The sequence below is a fragment of the Ehrlichia ruminantium str. Welgevonden genome (assembly GCF_000026005.1).
Classification (GTDB): Bacteria; Pseudomonadota; Alphaproteobacteria; order Rickettsiales; family Anaplasmataceae; genus Ehrlichia; species Ehrlichia ruminantium.
On the sequence record NC_005295.2, the window covers coordinates 1142782 to 1155345 of the forward strand.

Genomic DNA, 12564 nt, shown 5'->3' on the forward strand with positions numbered 1-12564 from the left:
AAAAAATTTTGGTATTAGATTACTTAATATTTACCTAAAAGCTCATAACATTAGATTTACAACTATAGCTTATCCTTTAGATATTCAGTTACAACATGTCACATTAATATTATATACATATAATTACAAATAAATCATTGGTACTTTTCATTAACGTATACATATATGTATATACTATTCTAAAACTGCTTAGATAATTTTTAATATAAAAAATTAGTGTAAAAAGAAATTACACAGAAAATAAATACTTAATATAGATAAAACTAACTTATTGTCTTTATGTATAATGCAATACATTACATATTACTATATAAAGTAACACATGTATGTATTATTTTTTAAAACTGTATAAACAATCTCTTATGTTAAAAATCAAAAAAAATTATACAGGAAGTAAACTATGTACATATTATTCTTAAAACTGTATAAACAATCTCTTATGTTAAAAATCAAAAAAAATTATACAGGAAGTAAACTATGTACATATTATTCTTAAAACTGTATAAACAATCTCTTATGTTAAAAATCAAAAAAAAATTATACAGGAAGTCAATATTTATAGTATAGAATCAAGTCTATAAAAAAATTCACATACACCTTTCTAATACTACTATAACTTAACATCCATATAACTAAAGAAAATGTTATTTTAAGACAACAAGATTGCAATTGATTTTTCTTAGATTGATTCATATGTGTAAATATTAGTAAAATACAAAATAACAACTTAAACATTACAAATATAAAAAATAGGAAAGTATGAAATACTTATCCTATTATAACGTCTCAAACCAGGACATAACTCCATACTATGAAAGTATATTATAAATACAATAAACTACTTAAAACATAACTATATACTATACTTACAGTTATAAGACATAATTTCATTATACACTAACCCATTCACAATTTTGTATTATTAATTATCAACTGAAATTGTTATGGTATTTTTCAAATACAATTTTGATACATATAATCATACACTATAACCACAGCAAAAAGATAATAGTTACACTGCCCTCAACCAATTTACAATCTAATACCATAAGAAATAATTACAAATTTGCTAAAACACAACCGTAATATACCCAATAATACACCATACATACGCTCAAAATATAATTTTATTATTTTACAATCCTATACTAGGATAACTATGTTGAAATTATTATAGGTTTTTTTACAGCAAAACTTGTAACATACAATACACCTATAAACTAATAGATAAAAAAAAGAAAATATAAATCAATAATATAACTTCTATTTCAAATATTTTTATGCATTGCCTGATACTAGAATCTATGGTACTTTTACCTACCGCTATTACCTTTTTATACTATGACTAGGTTCATTCGTTATACAAAACTAATTTTACCATATATAATATTCTCATTTACCATCTGTTTAGCATATAGTTTATACATGATATTTATTGCATCCCCTGCAGATTATAAACAAGGAGAATTCGTAAGAATTATGTACATACACGTACCATCAGCATGGATATCACTAGGTTCCTACACACTAATAGCGATATTGAGTTTTGCAATACTAATCTGGCAAAATACCGTTGCAACAATCATATCACATGCAATTGCACCATTAGGATTAGTGTTTACAGCTATATGTTTAATTACAGGTAGTATATGGGGCAAATGTACCTGGGGAACATGGTGGGTATGGGATGCAAGATTAACATCAATGTTAATTTTATTCTTCCTCTACTTAGGATATTTATCACTGTGGAGTTTTTTTGATAATGAAGCAAGATCAGCAAAAGCATCTTCAATTTTTGCAATATTTAGTGCAATTAACATTCCAATTATAAAATTTTCAGTGAACATATGGGCAACATTACATCAACCAGCAAGTATATTGCGTAAAGATGGTATAGCTATTGATATTTCAATGCTCATACCTCTTCTTTCTATGTTTATAACGCTTGGGCTATTATTTTGCATTTTACTAATATTAAGATCACACACATTAATCAATCTAAGAAAAATCAACTGCAGACTTGCTGTATTAAATAACATTCTTTGAGAGGATAACATTGATAGGTAGTATCACAGGTAATGTTGAGGAAATACGTGACAGCTATATTATACTAAATGTAGGCAATATAGGATATATTATTTATGTCTCACATAAAGTCTTACAGACTTGTAAAGTAGGAGATAATATAAAACTATATATAGAAACTTATGTAAATAGAGATAACATAACTCAACTATATGGGTTTTTAAATAGACAAGAACAAGACTACTTAAAAATGCTGGTTACAATAAATGGAATTAATTATAAAACAGCACTTTCAATATTGAGTAAGTTATCACCTGAACAGATTTTTTCTGCAGTAGTAAACAATGATAAAATAGCATTTAAAGGAAATGGTATAGGTGAAAAACTTGCAGGACGTATAATAACTGAACTACAATATAAAATCAATAAAATGCCTATAGAAGAAACATTTTCAATAATAGAAAATGATGATTCCTTAGCTGCTCTTATAAGCTTAGGATATGAAAAATTAAAAGCTTTCAATGTAATACAGGAAATAAAATCTAAAACTCCAGATGCTAGTACACAAGAAGTAATAAGAAAGGCACTACAAAAACTTTCTCAATAAAAAATATATTTTATTAAAATTAAAACAACCAATAAAAACCTTTTCTTTATACTCTTTTATGTTTACAGTGATTAAACTTTACATTTTTATCACTTAATACATAATTAATATAATTTTGGATAATAACTCCATATATTACCTATCTTTCATTCATAATTAAGATATATAGGCAATGATATTGATAGACCTGGGCTTAGTGGTACTTGAGACATATGTTGAATGGTTATAAAAAGTTTTTTTACAAGGTATCAAGTTACTATAATCATTTTAGAAATAGGTATATAATTTTAACATTAATTAACTAAACTTACTACATACCATTATAACATATGCATAACTACATAATATAAAAACTAACACTGTACAATTTATTAAGTTACACAAATACTCTTTATCTTATTTTATGAAATACAAATACTAAAAATATATTCTATCTTTCACTACACAGTCTTTTAGCGTTACAAGTTAACCTTTGCCATTAGTGCGTTTTTAATATTAAACATCACTAGAATAATAAAAAACATTACATACTATACCTGATAATAGAATACTACACATACCTCCAAAACGTTTAACATTCAGTAACTGAATACTCAAGCTTTTGCTTGTTTTATTACTAGTTCTTAATATTAAAAATTACCAGAATAATTTTAAGAGTAGTAATGCATATACGTACAATTTACCATCGTACTATAAAATATGACAGATTTATTGATAATTATATAGATATGAATAATCATAATTGCCAATATAATATCATACATTATCATCTATGATATACACATACGCAATACTACTCCAAAAACTGTGAAAATGACTTATAATATCAAAATTAATGTAATACAATCTACAATATGCACACACGATATACTTTAAAGCCGTTAAGATGATTTATAATATCAAAATTAACGTAAAAAGAAATTATCTAAGAAATAAAGACTCAATACAGACAAAATCAAGTATAGCCTTTATATAACATCTAAGTATTCTTATTTATATTATCAAATTCATTATCTTCATTCTGCTATAACTAAGTTAAGTAACTTTAAGAAGGTATATAACTAAATTGACTGGGATAATATCTGAAACTTAAGATATAAAATACAATTTAATATGCTATTATACAATAAGTGACAATCTTAACAAACTAATGAGTGTTTATGAAAGACATATTGCAAAGTAGCGAATGCATAGAAGATCAACAAAATATTTCAATGAGGCCAAATCTTCTTGATGAATTTATAGGGCAAAGCAGTGTAGTCAGCAATTTAAAAATCTTCATAGATGCTGCCTATGAACGAAAAGAACCAATAGATCATATTTTGCTATATGGTCCACCAGGGCTAGGAAAAACGACACTAGCACATATAATCGCTAAAGAATTAAAAGTAAATTTTCGGTCAACAGCAGGACCACTACTTAGCAAAGCAGGAGACTTAGCAGCAATATTAACTAATCTTCAAGCAAGAGATGTATTATTTATTGATGAAATTCATCGTTTAAATCGAAATATAGAAGAAATATTGTACTCAGCTATGGAAGACTTTTCTCTAGATATAATAGTAGGTGAAGGATGTGGAGCACGCACTTTAAGAGTAGACATACCACCATTCACATTAATAGGAGCAACAACACGAATTGGACTACTATCAAACCCTTTAAGAGATCGTTTCGGAATACCAATGCATTTAGAATTTTATTCAACCGAAGAACTTACAAAAGTAATAAAGCGTGCTGCAAAAGTGATACATACTAATATTTCCAATAACGGAGCAGAAGAAATATCTTTAAGATCACGTGGTACACCTAGAATTGCATTAAGATTATTAAGACGTATACGAGATTTCATATCAGTTACAAAACAAGATACAATCACTCATGAATTTGCTGACCAAGCACTATTACGTCTAGGTATTGATAAACTTGGACTAGATAGACAAGACATCAAGTACCTACAGTTCATTTACGAGGCTAATAATCCAATAGGAATAGACACCATATCTTCCGCATTATCCGAAGATACTGGAAATATAGAAGAAACTATAGAACCATACTTAATAAAAATAAACTTCATACAACGTACACCACGTGGTAGAGTTATAACTCAAAAAGCAATATCTTATCTTAATGAACAAACATACAATATGTAGTAAAGTATTACATATTATACATAATTTCTATATAACACATAATTACACATCATTTGAGCGTGATAATGATTATACACTTACCACAAGTAATAGAAATATCATAGATATATTAACATCAGAAGCGCGTCAGTTCCTTAATCCTGAATTATTTAAACAACATTTACTAAATTTTATCGTACCTCTAGTTCTTCTTATAATGAAGATATATTAATGATAATAGGAAAAACCGTAGACAGTACAACAGAATTTCTGGCTATAACAAAAAAAATATATGTTTACTGTATATATTATTATGCATAACATTTCATATTAAATGACTATAGAATGATTTCCTGATATTGTTTAAGTGTCATAGATAATCATATAACTTATAGAATAACCTATTAACAAAATCACTATAGAGAAAGTTATACCTCTATTTATATTTTTAATATATCAAGCTTATGTACAAATTATTTTAACATAACATATACAACTATACACTTACAAAAGAATCAATAATATTAGCATATTATTCATCATATACTTAGATAACAAAACTATTAACTTTAATTATAAATAAAAACTACAAGAAATACTTACACTCTATAGTATATCCCGTTAGCATAGGAGATTTATAATTCTTGATTACAAATATATCATGTTATTAGTGGTAACAGATGTCCATTTAAAAAAAGCTATTACTTCATAATAATAGCAATAACCTAGTTCAATTTTATGCATTACTTATCTTTAGAGTAGATATCTGTAATTTCATTAATAACATTATAACATAAAACCATTGTAGTAATCATTGTTACTTATAAGAGATGAAAATTACAAGCAATATATGAATTGTAGAAACACTAAAACAAAAAAATATATTTAAACAAACTAACTTAACTTCTTTTATATCTTACTTATTCTTGCATGGATATCTGTTTTCATTAATAAGGGTAATCTTATACTCAAATTATTTAGTAATGACTTTATTATAATGAAACTGCAATAACATATTATCGAATCATTATAAAAATACAAACATGTATAATAAAGTTACAATTTATAACAAGTTCCAACAACTTAATATTCTTTTGATACCTTAATTATCTGTAGAAGAAATACTACCAATTTCATTAATATCACTTATAATATTGAAATCACTAAGTAATCATTTTGTGTATAAATAGATAAAAACTGCAAATAAGATATAATTGAGAAAAGGCAATATACTAGCACAACATATTGTATGACAAAGCTCTGGGAAATAAATAAAGTAACACCCTAGCACCCTATTATGCATTATTTATTTTTAGAACAAGTACCTATATTTAGTAAATAACTTTTATAATATCTAAAATACTCAGCAATTATTCCAAAAGTGATGTTTAATATTAAAAACACTAATGGAAAAAGCTCAGTTATAACGAATGACACATGAAAATTTAAAATAATATATAAACAACTTTAAGATATTCCTCTTTCAAATAATGCATTAACATTTAAAACCTATAAACACATTCTCACAATAGATATTATAATAACATTAAGAACCAAAATATCTTCTTTCAAGTTATATCAGAAAGTCATATACATTATGTAATATCATACATATACTAACAGCGGGATATATAAACCAATATTTCACAATACTCAGTCACTTAATACCTATTTAAAAGCAATTACCATAATAAAAATATTAATCGTTAGTTATTTCTTTAATATCATGTATAACAATACTCTAAACTATTCAGCTTATATTTCAATAATATTATCATTATAGAAATATAAAAGAAGTACTTACTAAATACTTAAAATCACAAATAATACTTAATCGGTACTGTTAATCATTCACAATATCTTTAATATCAATATAACAGATACCAAATACATAGTACTACTTTTTATAAATTACTGTCACTGTGACAGATTACATAACAAATGCATTCATATACTCCAAATTGTGAACAATACAAAATAACTAGTACTTTTAATTATCAATAATCCCTTTAATATCAATGTAACAATACTCTAAACTATTCAGCTTATATTTCAATAATATTGTCATTATAGAAATATACAAAGAAGTACGTACTAAATACTTTAAAATCACAAATAATACTTAATCGGTACTGTTAATCATTCACAATATCTTTAATATCAATATAACAGATACCAAATACATAGTACTACTTTTGATACATTACTGTCACTGTGACAGATTACATAACAAATGCATTCATATATTCCAAATTGTGAACAATACAAAATAACCAGTACTTTTAATTATGAATAACCCCTTTAATATCAATGTAACAATACTCTAAATTATTCAGCTTATATTTCAATAATATTGTCATTATAGAAATATACAAAGAAGTACGTACTAAATACTTAAAATCACAAATAATACTTAATCGGTACTGTTAATCATTCACAATATCTTTAATATCAATATAACAGATACCAAATACATAGTACTACTTTTGATAAATTACTGTCACTGTGACAGATTACATAACAAATGCATTCATATATTCCAAATTGTGAACAATACAAAATAACCAGTACTTTTAATTATGAATAACCCCTTTAATATCAATGTAACAATACTCTAAATTATTCAGCTTATATTTCAATAATATTGTCATTATAGAAATATACAAAGAAGTACGTACTAAATACTTAAAATCACAAATAATATTTAATCGGTACTGTTAATCATTAAGAATATCTTTAATATCAATGTAACAGATATTAAATACATAGTACTACTTGCATTAATTATCTAGCTATAAAAATTATATGATAAGCATGTGTTAGTATACTTTATCAATTTGAATCACTTTATGAAAAGTGAACGGACTCACAAATTAATAAAGTATACTAACTATAACCACCCATATAATTATCATTTAGAAGTTGCACTTCGTTATAATATCATCAAAATAGAATTACATTCCTACATATTAGTTTTTTTTTCCGTTACCTTAAGAACAAGGTATATGATAATACATAATATAGAACAAACTACTGGAAAAATTATAACAGGTATCAAAGTACCATCATAAAAACAACTTAAAATATAAATGCCAATAGCACCAAAAATCGTTTGTAAAAATAAAATAAATGCTGAACCTATACCTGTTTCTTTAATCTCAGAAAAAGCACAAGTCATATTATTTCCAAGAATAAACGCAATACCCATACCAGATGGGATCCACATAATTTCTGCTAATAAAGGAGTTATTTCTATCACCTGATACAAAATAAAAACACTCGCATCTGACAAGGTTGTTAAAATTAAACCCAAAATCAGCATATTACTCATACCAAACTTCTCAACAAATTTCTGGTTAATAATAGCGCCTATAATATAGGCAGCAACATTAATAGCTACAAAATAACCATAGTAAGCAACAGGTACACCCATATCATTTACAAAAACAAATGGTAAGTTAGTGATGCATGACCAAATCCACATAATAGTCAAACTATGAATCAAAGCGAATCCAAAGAATCTATAGTTACAGATAAGTTCTTTATATTTATACATAACTGATCTAAAAGAAATATTATTTTTAGATCTATCAATAACTAACGTTTCTCTTAAAAAAGAAAATAAGCATATCAAAACTATAACAGATATAACAGATATTATCATAAACAGTACATTCCAATTATACTCATAAGATATTACTGTACTTCCTAAAATTGGTCCTAACACTGGAGAAAATGCCACTGCTATATTTACTATAGAAATATTTTTAGCACATTCATCACCTGAATACATATCTTTGATAATAGCGTATCCAACAACTCCTGCAACTCCTGTTCCAAATCCTTGAATAAAACGCATAATAATTAACATCATAACATTGTTAGCAAAATAACATGCTACACTTGCTATAGTAAATATCACAATACCTAACAACATCACAGGACGACGCCCATAATAATCAGATAGAGGACCATACAATAAACCTGAAATAGAAATTCCAGCTAAATTTAAACTAATTGTCAACTGTGCAATTGAATAATCTACATGAAAAAAATCACTAATTTTTGGCAAACTAGGCAAATATATATCTGATGACATTTCAGTCATTACTATCACTGTAATAATAAGAATTAAAATATTCCTTTTAAAAACTTTCATAAATAAAAAAATAAACCCCCCTTAATTAATAAAATAATCTAATATAAGCCAAAGCTATAATACTTAAGCTTTATTTCATTATTAATGTAATATAAAAAATATAAAACAACATCAGTAGTATTAAATATACCACTCTTACTAAGCTACAGTTATAGTAAATTATACATAAATTAATAATAAAAAGTAGTACTTATATAACAACCTATAAAAACAACATAATTACAATATTACAGGATGAATAATACTACTTAAAAAATAAAAGTACAATATTAGTAAATAATGAACAAATCAACTATAAACATCTACTTAAAACATAAGTACTTTATAAAAAATACAACACTATCAATCCTTATTCTTGCACTTATATACACTTTTGTCACTATAGATCATTTATATAAGCACCTTCCATTTAAAAATGATATATTTTATAATACATTACATCACAAAAATATATGATAAGCTTTTATTAAAATGTTACACACACAAAACTTTTGTACAAATATAACTATACCAACAAGTAGCTTCACTCTACATATCAAAAGCTGACATGCTAAAAAAATTCAATATATTAAACTTTCACACATTTCATAAATATCTTCTATATTAATCATTCTTAATTACTACTATCATAAAAATCATTATTTAACATACTCCATCACTATTAAATAATGTCATAGCAATAATTTCTTTTATAAATACAATCACACATTACAAATAGTATTTTATACAAACCATAAAGATCGTATACCAAAAAAATAACTATCACTTATTAACTTCACATAACATGGCTTAGTATCTTCTATAGCAACTATAGATTCTTTTTATTCAATAAGACTCCTTTACACAAGTTATTAATAAACATGTTAATAGTAATTACCTCCTCGCACATATAATTACACATTAAAATTAGTATGCTAAAAATAATTGTAAAATCTTATATAATATCTTCTACCTTATACGATAATTACTCATTTTAATAAGCCATATTATGTAAGTATATTACAAGATAAAATAGCTTGAATAGCATTAACAATTTTCACTAAATACATTATTAAGCACATTTTTGTACAACTTTTGTTTCTAACAATAACAACTTACATATAATAAAACAAGTGTTACTAAGTACAAATATTGCTGACAGATCTGACATCTATGATGAAAAACTCTATAAATAATTAATACTGATTAGCTTATATATTATCAGATGTACTAGATTAATATTTAGATACCTATCTCAACCTTCACTTATAATCTTGTTCCAGCAATAAAGTATCTTTCAACCATTTCCCACAACAATGAAAGTTTATATATCTGATTTATATACTATAATTATTTATTATCTGCTAAAACATCCATCAACTCTCTCCACTCTCTTTTACCAATACCAGTATCTTCTCTAGCAACATCCTCACCAGCAATTAGCTTCTTGACAACACTCAATGCACTCTTAGAAAAACTTTGTGATTCCAAACAATATTCAACAAAAGCTGCATAAGTTAATGGCACCCACTTTTTTACAATTTCCAACATAGTCTCAGCATAGACTCTAATTTCATATTGAGCATGCACATCAGACCTCAATCTTAAAAAATGCAATAAATTATGTAGATCTATTTTCCAATACCATTCAGTGTAATAATTTAGAGTAAGGCTAATACGTGATATTTCTCTTGAAACACCTTTTATTAAAAACTTATTATAGGTTTCATATACCATATCAGAATCTCTTTTTAATAGATCAGTTACATACTGAGCATCCTCATTAGACAAGCTATTACCTCTACCTTGTGCATTATCTTCAGATTGAGTTGCCACATGATCAAGCTCAGGAATATAAAATTCATGATCTAAAACAGAATATCTAGCAGAATATTCATTAACATTTGCAGTTCTATGACGTACCCACTGTCTTGCAACAAATATAGGTAATTTAATATGAAATTTTATTTCACACATTTCAAATGGTGTAGTATGTGAATGCCGCATAAGATAATTAATCAACGCAGCATCCTGGCTTACACTTTTAGTACCTCTTCCATAGGATATTCTAGCAGCCTGTACTACAGATTCATCAGATCCCATATAATCTACTAACCTGACGAACCCCTTATCTAAAACCTTATGTTCCTTATAAAGAATATCTTCTAATTCAGGAACAACTATACGTTTTGTAATCTCTGATTCCATAGTCTGCCATACTTTAATTCTAATACTTAATACTAACAACTGGCTACATTAGATCAAGTTTAAAAATATAATGAAATTTATAAAAGTTCTACACACACTTACAAAATATATAGTCAGAAAAACTACTATACTTGATTTAAAAGCAATATATTAACTATAAATAAACATATACTTTTGCCTACTAATCTTGATCTGAATTTTTATAAAAATATTCTATAATTTACAGATTATCATAATACGCAACACAGGTAACCATCAATACACTTTATTAAAAAATTCATAAGAAACTATAACAATATAATTTAAGATTTTTTATTCAACACTATTTTCATAAGTATACAGCATTATATACCTATTGTGACACTTTTTATCTTTTAAGATTATTTTAATATTATGATTTTCCTACCAGTATTTATATTTTTAAAATTAAGTATTAGTAACGTTCACTATTTATAAAATAGCATAATTCTAATTTAATATCTCAGATTTTACATAATATACATAGTAAAATAATTTTAAATATTGTTTACCAATACTTAATGTTTAATTAGCATATAAAAAAAGAAATTTTTTATAACCAATTATCTCAATACAAACACTTATATCATCCTTGTTATCATCACCTGCTTAACATTAGTAATCGTTCCAGCAAAATAAATGCAAAACATAAGGGAAAAATACACTGAAATTTTCAATTGTTTATTGAATGCAATTTTTAAACACTAACCATAACAATAATTCTAGAACTCATCAGCATATTAAATATTTTATATAGGGGATCACAAAATACTTCCACAAACTATTCAATTATTTCAAAATACCAACTAGAAAAATGATATATCTATATAAAAACACATGACCAATAATTAGCTATTTTTCATGATTAATCCAACACAATTGAAATAAATTCTTCAATCTTAATGTTACTACATGTAAATTAATCACTCACTATATTTAAATTATAGTTAATACTTAAACTATTGTTACAGTAAGTCAAATAGAACAAATAATAACTATCATTCCTTATGCTATCAAGATCAATATAGTTGAGAAGTGAACATTTTAATCAATCTCACTACACATAATTAAATATTAACAATACATCAATACCACTAATTAAAAGCATTATAACAAAACATGAAGAACATTTTTTCAAATTTTATTCCATTAGCCTTTCCCACAAAGTACTATATCTTTTCCTATAGTAAATACATAAATAATTATCATCCTCTAGAAAAATTAAAATTTATTTTTTAAGTATTTTAACTAATACTCTAGAATTTTTAACTACCTATCTAATATAATTTTTCAATGCTAGATTTTATAATTATCAAATATCCCATCAGTACTATTTAATCCTAATATCGATAATATAAAAGGTTTTTAAAAACCACTAACACTTATAAGAATCTACATCCTAACTCTTATATTTTCTAATAATTCTTCAATATCAGTAA

At 25.4% G+C, this 12564-nt stretch carries 6 protein-coding genes; 4 read left to right on the forward strand and 2 right to left on the reverse strand.

Translation table 11 applies throughout. From position 1 onward, the window contains the following. The first annotated feature begins 1341 nt into the window (after positions 1-1341). The 4 genes from ERUM_RS03655 to ERUM_RS03670 all read left to right on the forward strand — a co-directional run bounded on the left by ERUM_RS03655 (position 1342) and on the right by ERUM_RS03670 (position 4993). Positions 1342-2046 (forward strand): heme ABC transporter permease, encoded by a 705-nt coding sequence (locus ERUM_RS03655; RefSeq protein ID WP_011155354.1) that lies wholly within the window; start codon positions 1342-1344, stop codon positions 2044-2046. Between the two features lie 10 nt (positions 2047-2056). After that, the gene (gene ruvA, locus ERUM_RS03660) at positions 2057-2632 is read left to right on the forward strand and encodes a Holliday junction branch migration protein RuvA (RefSeq protein WP_011155355.1); all 576 of its coding nucleotides are present in this window, start codon (positions 2057-2059) and stop codon (positions 2630-2632) included. A gap of 1160 nt (positions 2633-3792) precedes the next feature. Then, on the forward strand, positions 3793-4782 hold the full coding sequence (gene ruvB, locus ERUM_RS03665; protein WP_044148681.1) for a Holliday junction branch migration DNA helicase RuvB: 990 nt from the start codon (positions 3793-3795) through the stop codon (positions 4780-4782). Beyond that, a complete protein-coding gene (locus ERUM_RS03670; protein WP_011256150.1) occupies positions 4760-4993 on the forward strand; it encodes a hypothetical protein in 234 nt (77 codons plus the stop codon). The genes ruvB and ERUM_RS03670 overlap by 23 nt, the downstream gene beginning before the upstream one ends. Positions 4994-7723: 2730 nt before the next feature. Here ERUM_RS03670 and ERUM_RS03675 read toward each other — a convergent pair. Beyond that, on the reverse strand, positions 7724-8920 hold the full coding sequence (locus ERUM_RS03675) for a multidrug effflux MFS transporter (RefSeq protein WP_011155357.1): 1197 nt from the start codon (positions 8918-8920) through the stop codon (positions 7724-7726). Between the two features lie 1329 nt (positions 8921-10249). Beyond that, positions 10250-11107, reverse strand: a complete 858-nt coding sequence (gene thyX, locus ERUM_RS03680; RefSeq protein ID WP_011155358.1) for an FAD-dependent thymidylate synthase — start codon at positions 11105-11107, stop codon at positions 10250-10252. Positions 11108-12564 lie beyond the last annotated feature (1457 nt).

What these genes read in the sequence shown, in the direction of transcription:
- ruvB (WP_044148681.1), top strand. Translation starts at nt 3,793, where the DNA reads ATGAAAGACATATTGCAAAGTAGCGAATGCATAGAAGATCAACAAAAT.
- ERUM_RS03675 (WP_011155357.1), bottom strand. Translation starts at nt 8,920, where the DNA reads ATGAAAGTTTTTAAAAGGAATATTTTAATTCTTATTATTACAGTGATA.
- ERUM_RS03655 (WP_011155354.1), top strand. Translation starts at nt 1,342, where the DNA reads ATGACTAGGTTCATTCGTTATACAAAACTAATTTTACCATATATAATA.
- thyX (WP_011155358.1), bottom strand. Translation starts at nt 11,107, where the DNA reads ATGGAATCAGAGATTACAAAACGTATAGTTGTTCCTGAATTAGAAGAT.
- ERUM_RS03670 (WP_011256150.1), top strand. Translation starts at nt 4,760, where the DNA reads ATGAACAAACATACAATATGTAGTAAAGTATTACATATTATACATAAT.